The organism is Persicobacter diffluens (assembly GCF_036244895.1).
GTDB classification, from domain to species: domain Bacteria; phylum Bacteroidota; class Bacteroidia; order Cytophagales; family Cyclobacteriaceae; genus Persicobacter; species Persicobacter diffluens.
The window spans coordinates 330,349-354,999 of the sequence record NZ_BQKE01000002.1 but is presented as its reverse complement, the minus strand read 5'-3'; the positions used below and the strand labels follow the sequence as shown (position 1 = coordinate 354,999).

Annotated in this window: 11 protein-coding genes; 6 read left to right on the top strand and 5 right to left on the bottom strand. The window is 42.5% G+C overall.

Annotation, left to right across the window (positions count from 1 at the left end):
• Positions 1-8 precede the first annotated feature (8 nt).
• Both AAA970_RS16135 and moaA read left to right on the top strand, forming a co-directional pair.
• Positions 9-428, top strand: coding sequence for a molybdenum cofactor biosynthesis protein MoaE (locus AAA970_RS16135; protein WP_338237921.1), 420 nt, complete (start codon positions 9-11; stop codon positions 426-428).
• Positions 429-437: 9 nt separating this feature from the next.
• Positions 438-1,406 (top strand): GTP 3',8-cyclase MoaA, encoded by a 969-nt coding sequence (moaA, locus tag AAA970_RS16130; protein ID WP_338237920.1) that lies wholly within the window; start codon positions 438-440, stop codon positions 1,404-1,406.
• Between the two features lie 448 nt (positions 1,407-1,854).
• On the opposite strand, the gene AAA970_RS16125 is transcribed toward moaA, so the two are convergent.
• The 4 genes from AAA970_RS16125 to AAA970_RS16110 form a co-directional block, all read right to left on the bottom strand.
• Positions 1,855-2,325 (bottom strand): type II RES/Xre toxin-antitoxin system toxin, encoded by a 471-nt coding sequence (locus AAA970_RS16125; protein ID WP_060687957.1) that lies wholly within the window; start codon positions 2,323-2,325, stop codon positions 1,855-1,857.
• Entirely contained in the window at positions 2,325-2,822 is a 498-nt protein-coding gene (gene parS, locus AAA970_RS16120) for a type II RES/Xre toxin-antitoxin system antitoxin (RefSeq protein WP_338237919.1), read from the bottom strand. Before parS ends, AAA970_RS16125 begins: the two co-directional genes overlap by 1 nt.
• A gap of 430 nt (positions 2,823-3,252) precedes the next feature.
• Positions 3,253-7,551: a sulfatase-like hydrolase/transferase gene (locus tag AAA970_RS16115; RefSeq protein WP_338237918.1), complete on the bottom strand. Its 4,299-nt coding sequence runs from the start codon at positions 7,549-7,551 to the stop codon at positions 3,253-3,255.
• Between the two features lie 710 nt (positions 7,552-8,261).
• On the bottom strand, positions 8,262-11,093 hold the full coding sequence (locus AAA970_RS16110) for a sulfatase-like hydrolase/transferase (RefSeq protein ID WP_338237917.1): 2,832 nt from the start codon (positions 11,091-11,093) through the stop codon (positions 8,262-8,264).
• A gap of 407 nt (positions 11,094-11,500) precedes the next feature.
• Between AAA970_RS16110 and AAA970_RS16105 the strand changes: the two genes are divergently transcribed.
• The 4 genes from AAA970_RS16105 (at position 11,501) to AAA970_RS16090 (ending at position 21,089) form a co-directional block, all read left to right on the top strand.
• A complete protein-coding gene (locus AAA970_RS16105) occupies positions 11,501-13,315 on the top strand; it encodes a 7TM diverse intracellular signaling domain-containing protein (RefSeq protein WP_338237916.1) in 1,815 nt (604 codons plus the stop codon).
• 241 nt (positions 13,316-13,556) lie between these two features.
• Positions 13,557-16,553: a SusC/RagA family TonB-linked outer membrane protein gene (locus AAA970_RS16100; RefSeq protein WP_338237915.1), complete on the top strand. Its 2,997-nt coding sequence runs from the start codon at positions 13,557-13,559 to the stop codon at positions 16,551-16,553.
• Positions 16,554-16,565: 12 nt separating this feature from the next.
• Positions 16,566-18,017 (top strand): RagB/SusD family nutrient uptake outer membrane protein, encoded by a 1,452-nt coding sequence (locus tag AAA970_RS16095; RefSeq protein WP_338237914.1) that lies wholly within the window; start codon positions 16,566-16,568, stop codon positions 18,015-18,017.
• Positions 18,018-18,101: 84 nt separating this feature from the next.
• Positions 18,102-21,089: a glucoamylase family protein gene (locus tag AAA970_RS16090; RefSeq protein ID WP_338237913.1), complete on the top strand. Its 2,988-nt coding sequence runs from the start codon at positions 18,102-18,104 to the stop codon at positions 21,087-21,089.
• Between the two features lie 951 nt (positions 21,090-22,040).
• Here AAA970_RS16090 and AAA970_RS16085 read toward each other — a convergent pair.
• The gene (locus AAA970_RS16085; RefSeq protein WP_338237912.1) at positions 22,041-23,585 is read right to left on the bottom strand and encodes a glucoamylase family protein; all 1,545 of its coding nucleotides are present in this window, start codon (positions 23,583-23,585) and stop codon (positions 22,041-22,043) included.
• Positions 23,586-24,651: the final 1,066 nt, after the last annotated feature.

The following is a 24,651-nucleotide window of genomic DNA, read 5'->3' as shown; positions in this document are numbered from 1 at the left end:
CATCGTATATGAACCAAATCGACATCAAAATAAAAGAACATTTAGACGTTCAGGCTTGTATTGATTTTGTGCAACATCCGCAAAGTGGGGCAAACAACCTGTTTGTGGGAAAAGTAAGAGACCACGCAAATGGACAAAAGGTAGTACGTTTAGATTTTGAAGCCTATGAACCCATGGCTGTAAAAGAGATGGAAATCATCGCCCTACGGGCCCTTGAAATTTATGACGTTCATCGCATCGCTATCCACCATACAGTAGGAGAAAAGCAAATTGGCGAAATGGCGGTCATCATCGCCGTAGGAAGTGCTCATCGTAAGGCCGGCTTTGAGGCTTGTGAATTTGCTATTGACGAATTAAAAAAGACCGTGCCCATTTGGAAAAAGGAGCATCTGGAAAATGGCACCGTTTGGGTGAGTGCTCATCCTTAAGAGAAGTATATGTTAATAGATAAATTTAACAGACCAATAAAATACCTCCGGCTTTCGGTAACGGATCGATGCAATTTACGCTGCTACTATTGCATGCCGGAGGAAGGGATCAAATTCCTACCTCAAAAGCAACTGCTTAGCTATGAGGAAATGTTGCGTTTATGCCAAATTCTTGTCAAAGAAGGGGTAGAAAAAATCAGAATTACCGGAGGAGAACCCTTCGTCCGAAGGGAACTGATGGTCTTTCTGACCGCCCTGAGTAAACTGAATGGACTCCAAAAAATCGCCCTGACTACCAACGGCTTGTTGACGATGGATTATCTGGAAGAACTAAAGGCCCTGGGCATCCTGGATCTGAACATTTCTCTGGACAGCCTGGATGAGGAACGCTTTTTCCAAATCACCCGCCGCAAAGGACTCGACAAGGTGATCAAAACCATCAATCGGGCCTATGAGATGGGGTTCCGCATCAAAATCAATGCGGTGGTGATGGGCGAAAAAAATCAGGATGATCTGCTGCCACTTGCCCGTTTGGCGAAAAACCGGGCCATTGATGTCCGCTTCATTGAAGAAATGCCTTTCAATGGCGGAGATGCCCACACTGCTTCCAAAGTCTGGAACCATCATAAAATTCTGGACTTCCTGCATAAAGAAATACCATTACAGCCCAGCGATTTCAACTCCACCGCCTATCGTTATGAAGCCAATGGATGGAAAGGGAAAATTGGGATCATTCCTGCTTTCAGTCGTACTTTTTGCGGCAGCTGTGACAGATTACGCATGAGTGCTCAGGGAGAAGTGCGTACCTGCCTGTACGCTAACTCAGGTTTATCACTAAGAGATTTAATTCGCAATGGAAAAACAGATACTGAAATCATACAAACACTCCAGACCCTGATTCAACAAAAAGCCAAAAATGGGTTCGAAGCCGAAAAAGATTTGCGCTCCCATGACTCCATGTCCGTCATTGGTGGCTAATTTAACCCGAATTATTCACCACTAAATTCAATAACTAATCGCAAGTAGTTTAATTTCAATTCATTATAATTAATTTTCTTTGATTTATAATAGCCCGAATTTGAGCCAGCTTGTTTTCTCCTCATTCATCTACTTCCTTCGGAAAAACGTGAAACAGGGAACTATTCCTTCATTTTTTCCGCCTTACAGCTAAACGAGGATTTATTAATAAATGATCCGAGCTAGGAGTTTGGCGGATTTACACCAATTTAGTCTATTAAGCGAAATATTATTCGGGGACCCAATTTTTCATTGAAGAAAAAATCTTTTCAATCCCCGGAATTTAGTATTTAGGACTATTTTGACTCCAATTCGCAATTAATGACCAAATAATATTTTGTGATTTTATTGAAATATAATTCAACAGGCTCCTAAGTAATTTTGCCCAAATTCCCCGGGAGATCGCCCCTTATTTCAGACTTAACCGCTCGTCAATAACCAGCCTTTCTTTTTGTATCACTTTAATTTTCGCCGCATCCGGATGGTGCGGATTAATCAAATAATTATATTCCATAGGCACAATACTGCTGGGCACACGCAAAACCGCTGCCGCCTTACTTCGGATAAAAGCATCCCCTATTGACTGACTTTCGCGGGATGGTGGCTTGGCATCCCAAAGTGGGGGTAAATCTTCCCGACTCAGACGCAATATTTCTACTTCCTCCGGAATTTCGATACTCACAAAACAGCGATCGGAAGGCAATTCCTGACTTAGGTCCAAATGCACCGCCACTTCCAGCATAGCCAACGCCCGGGATTCTGCAGTGTAAACCATATGAGTCTGGAAACTATTCCAGCGGCTACCCTTTGAACGGGCCGCTCCAATACCTTCTAAAACGGATGGAAGGTATTTTTCTCTTTCAATCCGGAATACAAGCATCAGGCAAAATTTCCATATTCAATTCGGTCAAGAGCATCACGCACCACCTGAACACCCGTCATGGAATCCAGCAAACTTTCCGGCGCTACATTGCCCATGGATAGATTAGGCGACTTCAGCCAATGGTGGAATTTGGTCAATTCCTGATTGAAAACCTCTTCCCCCCAGGCAATCAAATCATTGATCGCCAGCAGGAGCTCCGTACTGTGCCCGTCCAGGAGCGCGCCCTCTCTTTTCTTTTTGTTATAGGTGGTTTGGGGAATTTGGAGCATATCCAAAAACTGCTTAATGGAAGCATTGGCACGCTGCGCGATCACTTCAATAGCCTGATAGGTCAGTCCATTCCGTATAATATTGATTTTATCCAAATTAGTTTCCCATTGATAAGACATGCCGTTTCCGACAAACTCCTTCGGAATGGAGTGGGTATGTTGAGCCGAAATACTTTCCGGCACAAACCGTTTAAACTGCTGATCTTCTGTTTTCTTAATGCCCATTGGATTGTAATCAATTTACTTACAATATGCAGCAAAATTACTGCATCACCAATTTTAGAAACGAATTCCCACGCTAAATGGCTAAATATCACTTAAAAAAAAAGCAATGAACCAGCGTCCATTGCTTCTGATTATGAAACTTACTTTCGCTATCACTATAGCTTTCGGGTGAAGGGCGGCTTATAGCGTGTTAAATAGCACACCATCCGGCGGGAGAATAGATTCATTGGAAGCGATTTTGGATAATTTCTCAACAATAGCATTGCTATGCTCTCAAAATAATCCGGTATCACTTGTCCAATAATCAAATTTTTCGCTACGATTTTTGGCTTTTAAACACGCTCTTGGAAAAAATCAAATAAGGACTATCCCTTCATTTTTCCTGCCTTACCGCTTAACGAAGTGTAAATCAGGAAGAATTTGACTTCCTCTACTCTTTCAAAAACTTGAACACCTGATAAGCATGATCATTTTGAACCACCATCAGGTAGATTCCTGATCTCAAAAAGGAGACATCCAGCCCTTTCTCTAAATTCGCCTCCTGTGTTGTAAACACCTTCTGACCATTCAAATCCATGATATGGATCCTAAAACTCCCCTCCGCTTTCAAAAATAATTTATCCTTTACCGGATTAGGGAAAATCGGGTTCTCCCGACCTATTTCAGCATCCAGGGGTTTATCCGGGTCTGTAGGTTCCTCAGGCGTCTCAATAATAGCCGTTTTAGTCTTACTCAAATAGATGTCATCGATAAAGATTTCCCCAGCCTGCACACTTTGCATATCCGGCTGAATGGCAATCCGCTCTACCAAACCATCGTAATCATCAAAATCAAACACATAATAAGTCCATTCTCCCTCCACAACAGGGCTATCAAAAGCAAATACCTCTGACTTTTGCCCTTCTGCTTCCAGGCTAAATCTTGCCTGAGAATTCACCGATTTCAGTACTTTCACATGTACATAGCGATACTGGCGATCAAATGCCGTCACATCTGCCCAGGCCCCCGCCCATTCCTGAGCATCCTCAGGTCTTTCCAGCTGAAGGACCTTATAACTTGGGTTTTGCGCTTGCACCAGGGGATTATCCACCACACCTTCCACTAACATATTACCTAAACTTTTAAAATCAAGCGTTTCCTCCTTTTCAAAATTTTCGATCAAAACAAATTCCGGATTAAGCACCGGAAGCGTACGTGCGTTCACTTCCTCGGAGAATTGAGAAAAAAGATCTTCTGCATTTTTGGCTCTCACCTTAATTACATATTCCGTATCGCCTATCAGATTTTCGATATGATAGTGATGCTCTTCGGTAAGGCCTACCATAGCGTCATCCTGATAAACTTCATAGGCCAAAGCATCTGTCAGGGGTGCCCATGAAAAATACAAGCGGTCTTCTCTCGCTTTGTCCACCTTCAGCCCCACTACTTGCTCCCCTTCAAAATCAATCTCCGCTTCAATAGGGTTCGGATCACTATTCATCAGAATATCATCAACATAAAGCATTCCGCGCGCACCATTTTCAAAATCCGGCTGAATATTCAACTTCACTACCTGACCTGCAAAAGCAGAAAAATCAAACACATAATCCACCCATTGCCCTACAACCTGAGCGGTATTGGTGGGCAATATCTCCATTTTGGGTTGATCATCAGGGCCTATTAATCCGAAACGCGGCTGGCTTAAATGATCCTTCATAATTTTGACATGCAAATAAGGGTGTCTGCGATCAAATGCAGGAACTACTGCCCAAACTCCGGCCCAATTTTGAGATGGCGCTTCCAGCCTGCTCATTTGCAAAACTTTACTACTGGTGTTAATTCCTGAGGGGTTCGGATTATCAATAATAGCGATATCATCAATTAGGCCCATTGGCATATAAACCAATGGTTCGTCTTCCATATCATCAATGACAAAATCTCCTTCGGGAAGTTCCTCCAAGGTGGAAAAGATCAGGATCTCACTTTTTTGAGATTTAAAATCATGCGCATTAGTCGCCTGAACCCGAACCTCATAAGTGGTGGCAGGCAATAAATCAACTAAGGCAAATAATGTATCTGCTAGATCAGCACCCAACAATTCATCATTCAAATAAATATCATAGGCAACAGCATTTCCCAAGGGGTTCCAGCGAATTTCAGCCGAATACTCCTCCACCTCATATTCTTTTACACCTTCCACTTTTAGCTGATCAAAAGCCTGATGTGGTTCAGATTCAATATTGATCCAAATATCATCAATATAAATCTGGTGAAATTCACCCACCTCAAAGTCAGGCTGGATAACAATCCGGCTCACCTCTCCATCATAAGAGGAAATATCAAAAACGATGTCTTCCCATTCCCCGACTCTGGTTTGATCATTTAGGCTTTCAAATTGCTGTGCCCTGGACCCTTCAAATTTAAACTTTATCGGGCTTATTCGCTCTTTCAGCACCTTCATATGTAAGTAGCGATCCACCGGACGAAAAGGCTGTGCTACATCCGCCCAGGTACCCGAATAATTTGGAGCTCCGCTATTGGGACGCTCCATATAGAAACATTTGGAACTCGCATTTAAGGCATCCGGCGATGGATTATTGACCACTTGCAGGTTTTCTGTTTGACCCAGTTGACGAAAGTCTAAAACCGTTTCCCCTTCAAAATCTTCAATCAAAAACAGGGGCGCTGCCTCCGGCATTCTTACCTCCAAAGGCTCACTTTTCAAGCTCTTTTGACCTTGCTGATTTTCTGCCTCTACCGTAAAATGATATACCCCATCACTTTGCAATTGTTCCAGTCTAATGGCTCCATGTTCCGATTCACCAATACGTTCATCCCCATTAAAAATGTAATACTTTTGTGCGCCACTTACCGGATTCCAGGTCAATTGCACTTCCGTTTGCCCCCTACCATAAAGCTTTAATCCATTAGGTTGTAATTGGTCAAAAGCCCCAATCACCGGGCTGGCATCATCACTAAAATAAAAATCGTCTATGTAAATTTCCTGATAAGGGCCTACCTCATGATCAGGTAAAATATTGATATGGCGCAAAACATCATTAAAAGCCGAAACATCAAAGACCATATCTTGCCACTCCCCTAACTGCGTATAATTTTCAATACTTTTGATTTTTTGCTGGCCCACCGCATCACCGCGCAACTCAATAAATACATCAGTGGCCCGGTCTTTCTTAATTTTTAAATGCACATATTTTTTTGTGCGTTCAAAAGGCAACACCAGTGGGATGGCTATTCCCATCCAACTTTGGGAGTCCTCCCCAAGGCGCTCAACTTTCAACACCCGCTCACTCAGGTTAATCCCCTCTCTATGGGGATTTTCAACCACTGACAATGCGCTTTTACCCAATGGATTACGACGGTGCACCAATACTTTTTCGAAATCCTCTGCAAAATGCCCTCTGTAGTTGCCCGCCAAAGCAGGATTCCAACCCCACATTACCGGCGGAAGTTCACTGGCCCAGGCATTCCAGGCCTCTTCCAACCTTTGGGCAACTTCCGGAGAAGAAGTAATCAGATTCTGACTTTCACCAATATCCTGACTGATATTAATCAATATTTTCTCCTGCCCATTAAAATGTAGTTTCCAATCCGCATCCCGGATGGACCAATAGTGGTTAAATCTCCAATACAAATAATCATGTGGAGGAGTGGTATCCATTCCCTGAATATGGGGAAGTAAATTTTTTCCATCATAATTTTCAGCATTATAAGAAATATTGGCCGCTGAAAGTGCCGTTGGCATGATATCCAGGGCGGACACCATGGGCTCAAACTGACTGTCCTCCTGAATTTTCCCTTTCCACTTCATAATATAAGGTAATCTCACACCTCCTTCATAAAGGGTGCCCTTTTCTCCAAGATAAGGATCGTTAAAAGAATGATTATCATCGGGCTTACCTCCATTATCAGATGTAAAAATGACCAGTGTATTTTCCTCCAATCCAAGATCTTTCAGCGCCTGATCGATCTTCCCCACATTCAGGTCCATGGAATGTTGCATCGCAATCAGAATTCTGCGCTTCTCATCTTCAATATGGGTAAACTGATCCAATAAATCCTGCGGAGCCTGAAGAGGTCCATGAACTGCATTAAAAGCTACATATAGGAAAAAAGGCTCATCCTGATGACGGCTAATAAAATCAACGGCCTCACGTCCGAAAGCATCTGTCAGGTATTCCGTTTCAGCATCTACGGGAGTCTCCCCTCTCAAAAGCTTGCCATCGGCATTGTCATTGATAAAATAAGCAGAAGCCCCTCCAATAAAACCAAAAAACTCATCAAACCCCCGACGACTTGGCAGCATGCTATTGGTCTCCTCACCACCCTGATGCCATTTCCCCACCATACCGGTGGTGTATCCGTTTTGCTTGAACAGTTCTGCAAAAATGGGGACACTGGTGGGTATGCCGGGAATGACTTCAGGTCCTTGACGGAAAGGTCCGGGGTTATCCTCAAAACCAAAACGATTCTGATACACTCCGGTACAGAGCCCTGCTCGCGAAGGACCACAGACGGGAGCCGTCACATAGCCTGCCGTCATATGCACGCCGGAGGCAGCCAGGGCATCAATATTTGGTGTGGGGATATCAGAACGCTGATTATGATAACCTACATCCCCATTCCCCAGGTCATCAGCAAGGATAACAATGACATTAGGCCGCTGGGCATAAGAGAGGTTCATGCCCGCAAAAAAGAAAAATAAAAAGTAAAAGAATCTCTTAATACGCATACTATTCATATAAAAAATTAAAAAAATAAGGCAGATCATTAAACGTATAAGATTAACTCCTGCCCCTCCATTAAAATCGATATAATAACCGATTCATCATCCACATTGATACTTTACTAATACTGAATAACACTATCTATACTCAGCACCTTGTATTGAATAATTGAAATTCGAAATGAAACTTTCATAAAAAAATGAAAGCTGATTACACTAAATCGAATTAATTATACTTAACCCGGATTAATCATGCTTCAATCCTCGTGTAGCTGCTAGGCGGGAAAATTGAAGGAATCATCACCTATTTCGAGTTTTTCCCAACGAAGCAGATGAATGAGGAGAAATCAAGCATACCCAAATTTGAGCTATTGATAATTCGACAAAACCATTCATAAAGCCTTGATTTTAAGCTATTTATAATGAATCACTAAATCTAGCGGTGAATAATTCAGGTTAAATCCTCGTGTAGCTGCAAAGTGGAAAATAACGAAGGAATCATCTCCTATTTCGAGATATTTCCAGCCAAGCAGCTGAATAAGGGAAAGCAAATTAGCCCCAATTTGGACTCTTAACAAATCAGTAACCACCGCCTTATTAAATTGAAATTAAGCCCACTTAAGCCTAATCGCTAAATTTAGCGATGAATAATTCGGCTTAAAATCAATATGCTGGTTCACATAAGCGTTAATATTCAAAACTTTACAGACTTGCAATCAAGGCGCTAACACCAACCTTTGAGAAAATTGCTTATTCCAGGCGGGTACAGTCACTAGATAACTCCCCAATTTCAGGTCAGCCAATGAGATGGAGGTCTCGTGCTCGGGTAAATGAAAACTTTTCACCAGGCGCCCACTCAGGGTATAGAGGTATACTTTCTGTCCCTGCAATTGAGGATTAAAATAAACCGCTCCTTTTGTGGGATTAGGGAAAAACTGCATTTGGTCAAAATCTAATGTTACCGATAAAGGATCCTCCACCTGGAAGGGCGCCTCATTATCCAATTGAATTTCATCAATTTTCAGGGCAGTCACAGCGGAAGACTGCGTGGATCGATTGGAAATATTAAGATCAAATTTTACAAAAGTTTCCCCTTCAAAAGCCGCTAAGTCAAAAGCCATACGCTGCCAATTTCCGCTCTCCAGATAAGGGTATTCACTTTCCAGAGCTTCCTGAGTTCCGTCTTCCCTATAAATGACAAGCTGAAAAGATAATTGCTGTTCGGATTTTGCCACTAATTTGAAATACTGGTGAGTAATATCAAAAGGCGCTACTTCTGCCTCTACTTTTACAGATGTTTCCAAATCACCGAGCTCCAGGCACGTCAGGGAAGTATTCCAGGCAGATGGATTCGAATTGACACTTAATTTTCCAACCGCATTGCTGACAAAATTCTTACCATCATTGACTTCAAAATCTTCCATCACCTTTACATAATCTTCCCCAAAAATATTTAATACCTCTGAGGCCAAGCTTGGCTCATGAAACTCATTTAATGCTACCACTACAACTTCATCCCGAGTGCCGGGGTTTGGCTTGGCAAGCTGATACATTAATTCAGTGGTGATGGCCAACGGTTTGCCATTGACAAAAACCTGGTAAGTAAGGGCACCCGCTACCGCATCCCAGGCAATATCCATATGTCCATCGTCTTCTGCCTCCATTCTAAGGTTCTCCACCTTATCACCGGTAAACTTACCTGCATCTCTTGCTATGGGAGAAAAATCTAAAAATATATCATCAATTAAAATTTCATTATCAATAAACTCGGTATTATGATCCGGTTGAATATTAATCACTCGAATCACCCCATCAAAATTCTGAATATCAAAAACCATATCCTGCCATTCACCCGTAGTTTTATATGGATTGAGCGATTCAAAAAGCACACGATTTTGACCATCCTCCAACTGCACTTTAATTACAGACTTACGCGGATTGTACACCCGCATATGCAAATAAGGTAATTGGTGATGGATATCCGTGATGCTTGACCAGGCACCGGCAAAAGGCTTATCAAAAGAGGCCGATCTTCCGATTTTCAACACAAATTCACTGTCATTCCCCGCAGTGGGATAAGGATTTTGAATAACTTCAGCCGTAGTGGTAAGGCCAATGGGCTTAAATACCGACCATTTTGCCGCTGGTCCTTCAAAATCTTCAATCAAATATTCTCTATAATTTCTATTTCTTTTTCTTCCCCACCAGCGGTGATCCGGTAAATAACCATCCCATGCATCAAAAATTTCCTGCATCTCCTCGGCTATCGCTACTTCTGAGGAAAACAAGTTTTCCTTTTCCTCCCGGTCTGTTTCCAAATTGAACAGCATTGGATTCCCATCTTTTATATCGCCATCATTCCAACACAACTTCCAGTCTCCTTTTCTAAGGGCATAGTGATTATCACGACGCCAGTACATTATGTCATGCGGACGTTGGGCACCTCTGTCACCCAGCATATAAGGCAATAAATCCACACCATCAAATGCTAAACCCTCTTTGGTAGGATTTTCCACATTTAAATAACTCATAATCGTGGGTACTACATCCAGATTGGATACCGGCTGATCATACCAGCTACCATCATCCAACAAGCCTGGCCATCTCAGAACGAAAGGTACCCGAATTCCCCCTTCATAAGTATCTCCTTTCCATCCGCGTAAACCGCCGGTACTGGACATATTCCCACTTTGCCCTTTTGGAGAACCATTATCACTAATAAAGAAAATCACGGTGTTCTCATAAACCCCCTCTTCTTTCAAAGCATTCACTATTTGGCCAATACCGTCATCCATGGCCAACATCATCCCCCCAAAAATTAATCGATCTTCATCCTCAATATGAGGCAAACGATCCATATAAGACTGTGGCACCTGCCAGGGATGATGAACCGCATTATAGGCCAAATAAACGAAGAAAGGATTATCGGCATTTTCATGAATGAAATCCACGGTTTTTTCAGAGAACACTTCCGTAGTATAGCCTTCATAGGGGACAATATCATTGTCCTTGAACATGGGCCAATAAGCTGGACTACCTTCAAAATTCATATCAGCCCGATAATAATCATGAGAGCCATTCAAAAAGCCATAAAATTCATCAAAGCCCCGTTGCAGTGGCCTCAGACTTTCATCCATCCCCAGGTGCCATTTCCCTACCGCCAGAGAACGGTATTCTGATCCCTGTAACATTTCAGAAACAATAGGCTGATCCTTCGTCAGGCCGGCCATAGGAAAGTCCCCATCCTGCCAGGCATTTTCCGGCGCATTTTCACCAGCCCTAAGTGCCTGCTGATAAACACCCGTTAATAATCCACAGCGGGAGGGCCCGCAAACCGAGGCGCTCACATATCCCTGACTAAAGGCCACCCCCTCGGCTGCTAACTGGTCCAAATGAGGGGTTTGCAAATCTTCAGATCCCAGATAGCCTGGATCCCCGTAGCCCATATCATCGGCATAAATAATAATGAAGTTAGGTTTTTGGGCATTTGTGGTTATCGGTATTCCGGCTAAAAAAATAAGAATACAACCAAATAATAATCTTGTCATGATTTAGTGTGATTGAATTAATGAAAAAAATAATACCGCAGCGCTAACTGTAAAGAAGTTGAACCTTCCCTTATGTTTTTCCAAACGCCAACCTCAAAAAAGAAATAAAAACACTCCTATTTTCTTCTTTTCACGAAAGCATTTTATCACTTCACTAACAATTTAAGTGACTGATTTTAAGGGCCTCAACCTCAAAACAATAAATAGTTGGATTTTATAATCTCAAATTAGCCAAATACCAGACCAGAATATCTCAAAGCAACTTTTTTGTTCTTGAACATTTCTTTTTCAAGGCATCTTGTTTGAAAATTCAATGACAAAACGCATTTTTACTGTTCAACAACAAGGTTGTATTCGAATATTTAGCTTGAGCAGCGATAACACCCCAATTTTAAATCAAGCCGAATATGTATTTTTTACTTTTATTACTGCTAAGCAGCATTAAACAACCCGGATTTGATGCGCATTACGAACAATGGATCAGCCCCAAAATAGGTGATGAATTCCAATTACATTCTTTCAAAGATATCCCCTTCTTTATTGAAGAAGAGCCTTTAAATATTGAAGACCTCTTAAGTAAGGAATATCATTGGAGACGTGACTCCTCTTTTTCCAAACAGAAATTTCAGGAAGGGAAAACCTATTGGGCCAGAATCCCCATCCAACTTCCTAATACTGGCCATCACAGCTTCTTCCTAGAGTTTCTAGACCAAAGCATTGAAGAATTTGAAATATTCTTACCGGAAACTGACGCCAAATACACCCATTTTCAATCCGGTGCCTTTCTTCCCTTTAAGCAAAGACCCCTCAACCATAAAAATCACGCTTTTCAAATCAACCCAAAAGCGGGGATATTCCAATTAATCTATGTGAAAATTAAGGCAGAACACCCGGCAGACACGCACTTTGCGATTAAAGATGCCACTGCTTTTATTGGCTATTCCAATAATGAATACCTGTATTTCGGCTTGGTATACGGAATCTTAACTGCCTTATTATTATATACTTTATTAATGTATATCGCGCTTCGGGACAAAGCATACCTTTTCCTGATGTTATATATATTTAGCATTCAATTGTGGTTCTTTGAAAAAGACGGTATAGGCTTTCAATTCTTTTGGAACAGCTGGCCCACCGTTAACCTCACCATCCAGCCACTGATCGAATACCTATTGATTATGAGTGCATTATGGTTTCACCAATCATTTTTCGCTACCAAAAAGCATTTCCCAAAAGTTGAAAAATACATTGTCAGATTTGGCATCCTGAGAACCAGCTTTTTAGTGATTGAATTATTGAGCAACAATGCCATCATTTATCTGCGTCATTTCGATGTAATTCCCATTGGGCTCATGATTTATCTCAGTGCCCGAGCCACCAAAAAAGGTTACTACGGCGCGCCTTACATTTTGGCCGCCATCATGTTAATTGGCTTAACCCTAATTATGCGCTCCGCCATCAATTTTGGGTGGCTACCGCTTAACCCCATCACTTTTCATAGTTTCCCCACTTCGCTGATCCTACAGCTCGCCGTAGTTTTGGTCGCCATTAATGACCGGGTCACCAAAATCCGAACGGCCAAAAGGACCGCCGATGAGGCCCTTATCAACCAGCAGCAGGAAAACCTGGTATTGGAACAGAAAGTCAATCGAGAATTGGAAAATAAGGTGCAGGAAAGAACCGTGGAGATTGCCCATAAAAATGCGGAGCTAGAGAAAGCCTATGCAGCTATGGAGGCCCAGTCCCAGAGAATCATGGAAATGAACGCTCATCTGGATTTGGACAATTATAGCTTGAAGAAAAAACTAAAGAAAGAAAGGAATGAGCGTATTAAAAACAAACACCTGAGTTATGAAGAATTTCAGGAAATATTTACCGATGAATTAGCCTGCCACCGCTATCTGGAAGAGGTAAAATGGCAGCAGGAATATAAGTGTTCCAAATGCCGGAACAAAAAATACGCTCCCGGCCAAAAGAAGTTCTCACGACGCTGTACCAAATGTGGCTATCATGAATCCATAACGGCCAACACCGTTTTTCATGGCATCAGATTCCCGATCACTAAAGCCTTTTTCCTGGTGTATGTGGGTGCTAACAACATCAAAATGACTCAGGAAAAGTTAGCCGAATCATTAGAGATGAGATTAGGAACGGTCAATGCCTTTTTAAAGAAGACAAAAGAATATAAAGGACCGCACTCCAACCTATTGGAAAACCTATAAATTTACAGTTGTTATTGAAATAGATGATCGGGTTACATTTAAACTTAACCCTCTGATTTACAGCATGATTAATTTGTAATTTATCCGCAAAAATAACAAATGAAAACTATTGCAAATCCCTCAAAACAACAGCTGTTTTGAGGGATTTTTTTGTCCATTTCGCAATTTTTTAGTCGATTTACTCCCGTTATCGCAGCTCAACAGTATTTTTTAATTGGACTACACGTTAGACTAAACAACCATGAGAACAATGAATTTTTGGACTCCCTCCATGATTCTCCTGTTACTTTTTAGCATTAGCACTACAGGAGCATGGGCACAAAGCAAATCCATTAATGGTAGAGTCACCGACTCCGCCGGCGATGGTCTACCAGGCGTAAACGTTTACCTGAAAGGAAGCGCCACCGGAACCATTACCGATTTTAATGGCGATTATCAGGTTACCAATGTATCCCCCTCTGACATTCTGATCTATTCCTTTATTGGATACAAGAGTCAGGAAATTCAGGCCGGAAATCAATCTCAAATCAATGTAACATTAAATGAAGATGTAGAAGAATTACAAGAAGTGGTCGTAATAGGTTACGGCACCCAGGAACGAAAAGACATCACCGGATCGGTGACGAGTCTGAAGCCTGCAGAAATTTTAAAGCAACCCGCCCTTACCGCCACCCAATCTATCCAGGGTAGAACCTCCGGGGTACAGGTGATCACTGACGGCTCTCCGGGCTCTGCTCCGAATGTACGTATTCGCGGGGTAGGCTCGGTATCCGCAGGGGTGAATCCGTTGTATGTAGTGGATGGAGTAATCTCCAGTGATATCCGAAACATCAATAGTGCGGACATCATCTCGATGGATATCCTGAAAGATGCCTCTTCCACTGCCATCTATGGTGTTCGTGGTGCCAACGGAGTCATCATCATTACCACCAAATCCGGCCAGAAAGGCAAAATGAAAATCAACTATGATGGTAGCTATGGGGTAAAAACACCGCTGAACCGCGTAGAGATGGCCGATGCTCAGGGCTTTGCCCAATTCAACAACCAGGCCCTGATGCGTGATGGCAAAGCACCACAATTTGATGAAAATTACGAGGGACCGGAAACCGATTGGTTCGATGCCATCACCCGGACCGGTTCGTTCACCCAGCATGCCCTATCCGTTAGCGGAGGTAGTGACCGTTCCACTTATTTTGCCAGTGTAGGGTATTTTGCTGAGTCCGGCCTGATGCAGGATAATGATTACGAACGCCTGAATGCCAGAATTAACAATACCTACCAGGTGGCCAAATGGTTAAACATTGGAAACAATTTAAACATCGCCTCCATCAATGTTGCTAATCAAAATAACCGGAACTTTAATACCGCTTACAAACAAGCGCCTCAAATTCCAGTGAAAAATGAAGATGGCAGCTGGGGATTTTCCGAATTCAGTAATGTGGGTAATCCAGTGGCCTCAATTGAGTACAACAATAACCTGATCAATACGGTAAGATATCAGAACAACTTCTTCGCCGAAGCTAAATTTTGGGACAAAATCACCCTGAAGTCATCCTTTGGTATTGAAGGCGAGAAACTGAATAAAACCAACTATTCGCCGGTATTTTATGTAAATGCCAACCAACAGCGTGATGTATCCAGCCTTTCGATCGGATATCAGGATTACTCCTACTGGGTATGGGACAATACTGTTAATTATAATGATCAGTTTGGTAAACACCGTATCAATGTATTGGCTGGTACTACCGCAGAATCCCGTTTTCAATATGAGCATGGAGGTTCCAGACAGGATGTGCCGAATGACCCAAGATTCTGGTATTTAAACCTGGGGGATCCGGAAACGGCCACCAACTATCACAAAGCTAATCAAAAGAACACCCGTAACTCCTACATTGGTCGGGCCAGCTATAGCTATGATGACAAATACCTATTCACCGGAACAATCAGACGCGATGGCTCTTCCCGTTATCCTTCGCATAACCGTTGGGGTACATTTTATGCGATTGGTTTGGGATGGAGACTATCAGAAGAGAACTTCCTGAAAAATGTCAGCTGGATTGATAATTTAAAATTAAGAGCCTCTTATGGCCAAAATGGTAATGATAACATTGGGGACAATGCTTTCTTATACACCATCAGTAATAATTTAGATTATCTTTTTGGTCAGGATGCGACCAATCACCAGGGCGCAACCATTACCGGGGTAAAAGATACCAACCTGAAATGGGAGGTCACTACTGAGCAAACCCTGGGCTTAGAATACGGATTCCTTGATGGACGACTATTCGGTGAAATTGAATATTATGACAAAGTTACCACTGATGCCATCTTTGCTATGAGGATACCCTCTGCCTTTGGAGGAAGAAACTTCCAAACCAATGTGGGAACGATTCGCAACCGTGGGGTTGAATTTATGATTACCTGGGCAGATCAGATTAATGAAGATTGGTCTTATTCCCTGAGCACTAACTGGACCAACAATAAAAACGTTTTGGAAGAGTTAAATGGCGGTATTCCGGTAATCGGAGGTAATATCGGTTCCGGTCAGAATGTCACCCTGACCACGGAAGGTTACCCTATTGGATCATTCTTTGTATATGATGCCATCGGCGTTTTCCAAAGCCAGGAGGAGATTGACTATTATGTCAATGAAATGGGTTACCTATTGCAGCCCGATGCCAAACCAGGAGATTTAATCTACAGAGATGTGAATGGCGACGGAAAAATTGATGATGAAGATGTAGTCTACGCCGGATCCTATCAACCAAAAGTGTATTACGGTATTAATGCTTCTGTTACCTTTAAAGCCTTTGATTTATCGGTAGACTTTTATGGCAACTTGGGCAACCAGGTTTATAATGGACTTAGAGGAAGCCGCTTTGGAAACGAAAATGTAACCGCGGCACAAGTACGTGACAGATGGACACCGGAAAATCCTTCCACCATCCACCCGGGAGCAAGTAATGATTTCCCATTGCGCTCTACCTACTATGTGGAAAGTGGTAATTTCTTCCGATTAAACAACCTCACCCTGGGCTATACCCTACCACAACACATTTGCAAGAAATTGAAAATGGAAAAACTACGGATGTATGCCACTGCACAAAACCCCTGGATGCATCAACAGTACAGTGGTTTCACCCCTGAGTTAAGTGGAGGCGTTACCGGATCCGGTATTGAGTATGATGCATACCCAATGAGTACCACCTATATGCTGGGTATCAATGTTGGCTTCTAATTTTTTAAAGTAATGAAAAGAAATATTAAAAATATATTCGCCATACTATCGGCCGGTTTCCTTTTTGGTTGTAGCGCAAGCTTCCTGGATATTCCGCCTGAAGGACAGGAAACACCTGATGCTCCTTCTCCTAAATCTGTCGAACAGGCGGTTACGGCCGTTTATCAAAAATTTTACGCCTGGAATATGTATTCTTTTTCCTGGATGGGCGTCGCCAGTATTACTTCTGATAATGCCGACAAGGGTTCGGATCCGGGTGATACCGGTGGAGACAAACACCAGATGGAAAGTTTTACCTATACGCCTTCGGCTCAATCTGTTCAGGATCTCTGGACCGGAAACAATGATGGCATCTCACGCGTAAACCGCGCCATGCAGATGCTCAACAATGTGGAAGGCATGGACACGATCACCTGGAACCACCGCATGGGAGAATGTTTGTTCCTCAGGGGTAATTTCTACTGGAATATGTACCGGGTTTATGGAGGTGTTCCTTTGATAGACTTTGTGCCCGACATCAATGTGGATGAGCATTACACCAAAGTATTCCAGCGCGCCACAGCGGAGGAAACCCTGGAATTCCTTATCACTGACTTCACCAACGCGCTGGATTACCTGCCGGAAAATCAGGAAAGTGGAGAGATCGGACGGGTGAATAAGTGGACGGCTCTGGCCTTTTTGGCGAAAGCAGAAATGTACAGAGAGAATTGGGAAGCCGTTAAAAAACACACCGATGCCATTATTAACAGCGGAAGGTACCAGTTAGTGGCAGACTTCGACTGGCTGTTCCGTGAGGCAGGTGAGCACAACAGTGAATCTATTTTTGAAATATCCTGTCGGGCAGAAATTCCGGCACGTTGTATTGACAAATTCACCCTCGTACAAAATATCCGCGGGCAGTTTGGCTGGGGATTCAATACACCCTCCACTGATTTAGCTGATGCTTTTGAAGAAGGAGACATTCGCAAAGCGGGTACACTTTTGACTCCGGGGGAAACGCTTTGGGATGATGTGGTCGTAAATCCGAATGCTCCGAACCCTTATTACAATAAAAAAGCTTATATCTCGGAAACAAGGGAGAGCTTCTTCGGCCAGAGAGCCAACTCCAATAAGAATTTGCGTCTGATGCGCTATGCGGAAGTATTATTGATGAATGCCGAAGCAGAAGCAGCTTTAGGGAACAATGCCATCGCATTGGAGCGCCTAAACCAAATTCGCCAAAGAGCGCAATTAGCCCCACTGCAAGGCCTAAGTGGTGAATTATTGCAGCGGGCTATTTGGAAAGAAAGAAGAATGGAATTGGCTATGGAATTTGACCGCTTTTTTGACCTGGTACGACAGGGCCGCGGGCAGGAAGTTTTGGGAGCCAAAGGTTTCCAGGCTGGAAAGCATGAGGTTTTCCCTATTCCACAAGAAGAAATCACCATAAGCAATGGTATCCTTAAGCAAAACCCGGGATACTAACCACTATCAGTCACCGGTAGCCCTTACCGGTGACTCCCGCAAATCCACTTCAACCCTATTTTTTATTTTCAACTTTTTATCAACATGAGTCGATTTTTATTTCTAATTGCACTCTGCTGCCTTTCCCTCAGCGCGATTGGGCAGGATGCTGTTTTCTTCAGTGAAAGCAATAATGACGAATATTACGATACAGGCCTTGCCTTCGATAATGATTCCTATCTGGAACAATTTGCCAATGACAGAGTACGGGAAAAAATCCCGGTGAACCTGCATGCTTATGAGGGAAATCATTCCCTGAAAATCAGCTGGCAGGGACATGAAGGCGGAAATTGGGCCGCATTGATCATTCAGCCGGGCTGGGGCGTACAGGACATTATGCGTCAGGAACGCATTTCCTTTTTTGCCTATTCTGAAGAAGCTATTGCCAAAGAAGATTTACCAGCGATGAGTTTTGAGGGCAACCCGAATAATATCAAATCCAGCCGGGTGGCCATCGGGGATTACAATGAGGACATCCCTGCTGGTAGCTGGGTAGAAATCAGTGTCCCTTTATCAGCCTGGAAAGATGACCCATCCAATGTGGACATGGATTGGACACAAATCAAGGCGGTGATTCTGAACCAAAACAAGGTGGACGATAAAATCCACACCATGCTTATTGACAATGTGGTCGCTACCGGTGCTCCGGATGGCCCTCCACCAGCGGAAGAAGTATTTGTGAAATTCTTTAGTCAGTCGCATCAGGATGGTTTTTACGATCCAAGTTATGGTAACGCATTAAACGGAAGTACTTTCAAAAGACATAGTGTACATGCTAGTAAACTGATTGCCGTCAATGAAGGCTTCACTAACAATAGCGCGCTGGAATTGGAGTGGAACTCAGTAGCAGGCGGAGATTGGCTAGGCATCATTTTCACAGGATACGGAGAGGGACACACGCACGATATTTACAATGCCGATGAACTATATTTTTGGGCGTATAGCGAAGCAGGTATCAGCAAAGAGCACTTACCTACGATCTATTTTGAAGCGGATGGCGGACCAAAAACACGCCCATTTCCATTGAGCAACTGGAATGAAGACCTGCCTGCAGGAGTGTGGACGCGTATCACCGCCAATATGAAAGAAATCATGCAGCATGCGGACAATGCCAATACGGACTGGATGAAAATACGTGGTGTAATTTTTGGCCAAAGCGAGGCAGATGCCCAAACGCATAATATGTTGGTAGATGAGTTAACGGTATGGATTCGGGAAGAAATTGAAATCAACCAACCTTTGAATTTAACCGCCAAAGGCTATGACAGCCATGTGGAATTACGCTGGGAAGCAGAATCTGATGTAACTACAAATTTCGAAATTTATAGAACAATAAATGGCGAGAAAACACTAGCAGGTCGTACAGATCGACTTTTCTATATGGACTTTATCGGTCAGGACAAAACGGTAGACTATGAGGTACGTTCCATCGGTACCGATGGACATTCGGATCCGGTATTCGCTTCGGCCACCACCCTGACCTTCACAGATGAGGAACTATTGGAAATGGTGCAGGAATATACTTTCCGTTTCTTCTGGGAAGGTGCACATCCGGTAAGTGGTATGACGCCAGAACGTATTCGTAATAATAATGCGCCCGGAAATGTGGTGGCAGCCGGAGGTTCCGGATTTGGTTTCATGGCCATCCCGGTGGGTGTAGAAAGAGGCTATATCAGCCGTGAGCAGGGTATTGAGCGAATGACCCAAATGGTAGACTTCCTATTAATGGCTGAGCGTCATCATGGTGCTTATCCACACTGGATGAATGGTACCACTGGAGAAACCGTTCGCTTTGGGGAAAAGGATGATGGCGCAGACATCGTGGAAACCGCCTTAATGGTTCAGGGAATGGTAGCGGCCAATCAGTATTTCAACCAACAAAGCACGGAAGAATTAAGCATTCGAGAGAAAGTAGCAGAAATTCTGAAAGGCATTGAATGGAATTGGTTCCGTCAGCAAGATGACTATCACCTTACCTGGCACTGGTCACCAAATTATGGCTTTGAGAAAAACCTAAAAGTAAGCGGTTATAATGAGACCCTGATCACTTATATTTTAGCTGCTGCTGAGGGTGCCCATAAAATTCCACCAGTTGTTTATTTCGAAGGTTACACTAAGGGGAATAGCTTCCTAAACGGAAATACTTATTACAATAAATATTTATTACCATTAGGAAAAGACTTCGGAGGTCCATTGTTCCTTTCGCATTACTCCTTTACCGTGATTGACCCTTCTGACCTGGAAGATAACTTCACCAAGAGTACCGAAGGCTTCAATAATTATATGGAGCAATGCCGTAACCACACCCTGATTAACCGCGAGTATTGTATTGACAACCCGCATCAGCACGAGGGCTATTCAGACAAGGTCTGGGGACTTACCGCTTCTGATAACCCTTGGGGATATTTAGCACATGAGCCAGGCACCCGTGACAATGGAACCATCACGCCGACGGCAGCCTTAGGCTCGATTGCTTATACTCCGGAAGAAAGTATGGCCGCTTTAAAGCATTTCTACCGTGAACTGGGACCACAGATATTTGACCTTTACGGTTTCCGCGATGCCTTTAACCCGGGAGAGAACTGGGTAGCCAGCGATTATATCTGTATTGATCAGGGACCAATCTTAGTGATGATTGAAAACCTTAGAACAGGATTGCTTTGGAAATTAGGGATGAATTCTCCAATGATCAAAAGTGGTTTGACCAACCTGAATTTCGAATGGGATGAAAGTAAATACGGCATTCTGACCCCGACAGAGGGCGAAAAAGAATTAATCGACATCAGAGGTTTTTATAAAGCCAATGAATTCGGTATCGAGGTATTCTGGGAGCGTCAGCACGCATTGGAAGAGGTCATCATTTACAATATGCAAGGACAGGTCATCAACCGCCATGCTGTAAACCCTAATAACACTAACAGTGGTCGTTTACTAATCCCAACGGGGCCGCTGAATCAAAATACCTTTATTATTGCTGCAAAATTTAAGAATCAAAAACGCATTTCCACCACCAGAATTTTCGGGGGATTATAATTTTAGCTGATCATTCAGCTTAATTGTGGGATGGCCGTCTCTTCGGAGGCGGCCTGTTTTTTTATCCTATTCCATCCCTCCTAACGACCTATAGAACAAAGAAAAAAACAATACCCCTTAAGCCGAATATGCATGCTTTATTGCTCCTTTAGCTACTAGGCAGGAAAATGAAAGAATAGCTGCCTATTTCGAATTTTTTCCAAGGATGCAGATGGAGGAGGGGAAAGCAAGCTCATCCCAATTTGGGCTATTTAAAACTCAAAAAACACCCTAAAATAATACAGATAAGCCTTTTACCCCATTTTTCAGGCAGAGGGCGTCCTTTTCGGGTAGAACAGGAGTATACACGGCTCATTTGATTCTTTGACATTATAAAACTCGATCTCTAATTTTAAACTATTGAATAAGGTCATTAGGCTAGAATTTGAGCCGAATGCTTCCTGCTTTTATCCTCATTTAGCAGCATGGTAATCTAACCGAGGGAATCGTCCCCTATTTCCATATAGTCCAAAGAGGAAGATAACATTTGAGGCCTAAGCTTTTTGGTGCGAAATCTTCCCCAACAACATCCTAACCTATATAAATTGCCTACCAATTTGTTGAAAAACTATTCAATATCGTTTCGTGTAATTCCAATTTGTCTTGGGTTGAAATGGAATTCAAGAATAGACCCTCCATCAACCAAAAAAAAAGCCCCAAAAGGCGCTCCTTAATTTAAAGTCCAAAAATCTATTTTAACCGAATTTTTCATGCTTAAACCCTCGTTTAGCTGCAATGCGGTAAATTGAAGGAATAGTCCACTATTTCATTTCTTCCCAAGAAAGCACAGGAAGGAAGAGAAAGCAAGCTTACCCCAATTTGGGCTATTAATACGCTATGAAAAACACCCATAATGCACTGAGGTTGAGTCTTTAAATCCGGATCAATACATTTAGTGGTGAGAAATTCGGCTTAACTTTCTCCCGCCTCATACCTAAATCCGGAAAATTTCAAGCCATTTTGAATTAATGCTGAATTACCCCCTAATTTCCACAATAAACCTGATCGATAATTCTCGATCATCAGCAATGTGGCTGCTTTACTATTGCCTACATAAGTATCAGCAACCCACTGTGCATTATCATTAAAAGAATCATGAAAACCGTAATAACCGAATAACTCCTTCCCTCTTTCTCTATAAAAATGTTTCAGCGCTCGCATAGACTCCTCCGGGGTATAGGGAAAAATCCCCAGGGCGGCTGATGGAGCAATAGTCCCATTGTCTTTCGGTCCGGGATGATGCATTTCATAGCCCCAGGGATTATCGGCGGGACCTATTCCCCAACAATCTTTGGAATAACCAGAATGGCTTTTAGGGTTATCCACACAATAGGCAAAATTAATTTTGGCTTGATTAACGACCTGCTCCTCAAATGAAATCTCCTCCCACTGTAAGCCGAAGGGATTGATTAAAAAATGACTATGTATGCTGTTAATAATAGCCCCACCATAATTAGGGTTCCCCATAGGTAAGTACATTCCATAATACTCCCGGCCATTTAGAAAATGGTTGTTGTTGACATTGGTCCAACCCTCTTTGAAATAGGCAGATCCAATTTCATTTTTCATTCCTATGGCCAACATATAGGTCATCAAAGTTTGATTGTAGCCTTCAATCCTCTGACTGCCCTCAAACTTAAAATTTGGCGACCAATGCCAACGTAAATAAGGGGATTCCTTTACATACCAATCCCATTCTACCCCATCTATTAATTCCTGAGCTAATACCCGAATATCTCCTTCAGCCTCCCTGGCTTCCAAAAAATAGGACTTTACCGCTTCCATTCCCGCCAACAAATGAGAACTTTCTACCAAATCACCGCCATCATCTTTTTCATCAAAAGGACGCGCCTGCCCGGTTTCAGCGTGCATCCAATGAGGCCAAACCCCATGAAAACGATCCGCTTTTTTCAAAAAATTCAAAATTTTTAACACCCGTTCAGCTCCTTCTTCCCGGCTAATAAAACCTCTCTCAATACCCACCGGGATGGCCATCAAACCAAAACCAGTGGCACCTGAAGCGGCAATATTGCCTTTTAAATGGTCTTTGAATCTTTCCAAAACCATCCCGCTCTGTGGATGCGCCCCTTCCCAAAAATAACGAAAGGTATACCGCTGCACCATGTCCAACAACTCCTCATCAGAAAAGTCACGACTCTCTCCTTCCCCTTCAAAAACCAGTCGCCGGCTCTTATCATCCAATTCATAAATGCGGTAATTCCTGCTTTTAGAAGTCCCCACAAAATCCAGGTAAAAAGGAAAATCGGTTTTTACTAGAAAATGCTCTTGCCCAGCAACCGATTCGAAAACCTCATACTGGGCACCCGCCTTCGCTTGCCAACTAAGCTCAATGTGTTGATCATACCCCACTATTTGACAAAGAAAAGGGGTCTTCCCTAGCTGTTGACAAGCAGAAAGGGAAAAAAACAGGACAATCAGGTAATAAAAAAATCTCATTTTCAATCTCTTCAATTCAATAATTGAAAGTTATTTCAACTTTATCAGCCCACAAAAAATATTCAAAAGAAGCTTCCCAAAAAATAAAACCACAATCACTTCAAAAGCAAATTTTCAGCTAAACAAAAACAATCCTAACTACTGATAACCAATTCATTAAATCAACCTTGATTTGGATTTTTAACACATTAAAAACATTTTTATAAAAAGTCCTGAAGTGGAAATAAAACCGAAAGCGAAATATCATTCCCTTAAATGCAAGGTGAGTCCCTTCTAAAATACTAGCAAAGGTTGATAGGACTATTACCGAATTATTCACCCCTAAATTTAACAGCTCACTTTAAATAACGCTTCACCATTTCTATTAAGACCAGAGTTGCTGATTGAATAATACCCTAATTTGACGCTAGCTTACTTTCTCCTTCTTCCTTTGCTTTCTTAAAAAAAACTTGAAATAGGAAAAAGTACTTCATATTCCCGCCTCGCTGTGATTCCTCCCCATAAATAGGCGGACTTATTTTTTTAAAATATTTGAAAGCCGATGAAAAGAGTAACACGAACCAAAGACAGGAACCTAACACCTCAAACCTTAGAGACTCAACTATAAATAAGAAAACCATCCAGGGGATCCTCCTTTGAGAAGGCAATATTTGAGGATGTCTAGCTTCAAATTTTCGCGATCCAAGCTTGGGGTTTGGGAAATCTTCGGAAAACTTGCCGGAAAACACATAGTACCATCACGGGGGAGCCATGCGCTCAGGGGTGTAGTTCCATCGGGAATATTCGCTGGGTCTTGCAGATCACTCTTATTCCTATTTATTACGATTCGGTGTTATTTTTTTATACATTTTTTCAATATCTCCAGTGATTATTTCGTTTCCAGCATCATTTTTACTCAATTGGCTTAATTTACGTCTTACCATTTCAATGTTTTTTCCTTTACTAACGGGACTAAAAGTCAATCGATTAAAATAAGACTTTAAAGTCACATATAGCTCGGAAAATTCCGTATTTAATTTAGAATCGAAATCGCCTTTTATTTCATTCAAATCATAATATATTGTCG

Bases quoted from the DNA above. Each gene is read 5' to 3' on its own strand.
- AAA970_RS16135 (WP_338237921.1), top strand. From the start codon at position 9: ATGAACCAAATCGACATCAAAATAAAAGAACATTTAGACGTTCAGGCT.
- moaA (WP_338237920.1), top strand. From the start codon at position 438: ATGTTAATAGATAAATTTAACAGACCAATAAAATACCTCCGGCTTTCG.
- AAA970_RS16125 (WP_060687957.1), bottom strand. From the start codon at position 2,325: ATGCTTGTATTCCGGATTGAAAGAGAAAAATACCTTCCATCCGTTTTA.
- parS (WP_338237919.1), bottom strand. From the start codon at position 2,822: ATGGGCATTAAGAAAACAGAAGATCAGCAGTTTAAACGGTTTGTGCCG.
- AAA970_RS16115 (WP_338237918.1), bottom strand. From the start codon at position 7,551: ATGCGTATTAAGAGATTCTTTTACTTTTTATTTTTCTTTTTTGCGGGC.
- AAA970_RS16110 (WP_338237917.1), bottom strand. From the start codon at position 11,093: ATGACAAGATTATTATTTGGTTGTATTCTTATTTTTTTAGCCGGAATA.
- AAA970_RS16105 (WP_338237916.1), top strand. From the start codon at position 11,501: ATGTATTTTTTACTTTTATTACTGCTAAGCAGCATTAAACAACCCGGA.
- AAA970_RS16100 (WP_338237915.1), top strand. From the start codon at position 13,557: ATGAGAACAATGAATTTTTGGACTCCCTCCATGATTCTCCTGTTACTT.
- AAA970_RS16095 (WP_338237914.1), top strand. From the start codon at position 16,566: ATGAAAAGAAATATTAAAAATATATTCGCCATACTATCGGCCGGTTTC.
- AAA970_RS16090 (WP_338237913.1), top strand. From the start codon at position 18,102: ATGAGTCGATTTTTATTTCTAATTGCACTCTGCTGCCTTTCCCTCAGC.
- AAA970_RS16085 (WP_338237912.1), bottom strand. From the start codon at position 23,585: ATGAGATTTTTTTATTACCTGATTGTCCTGTTTTTTTCCCTTTCTGCT.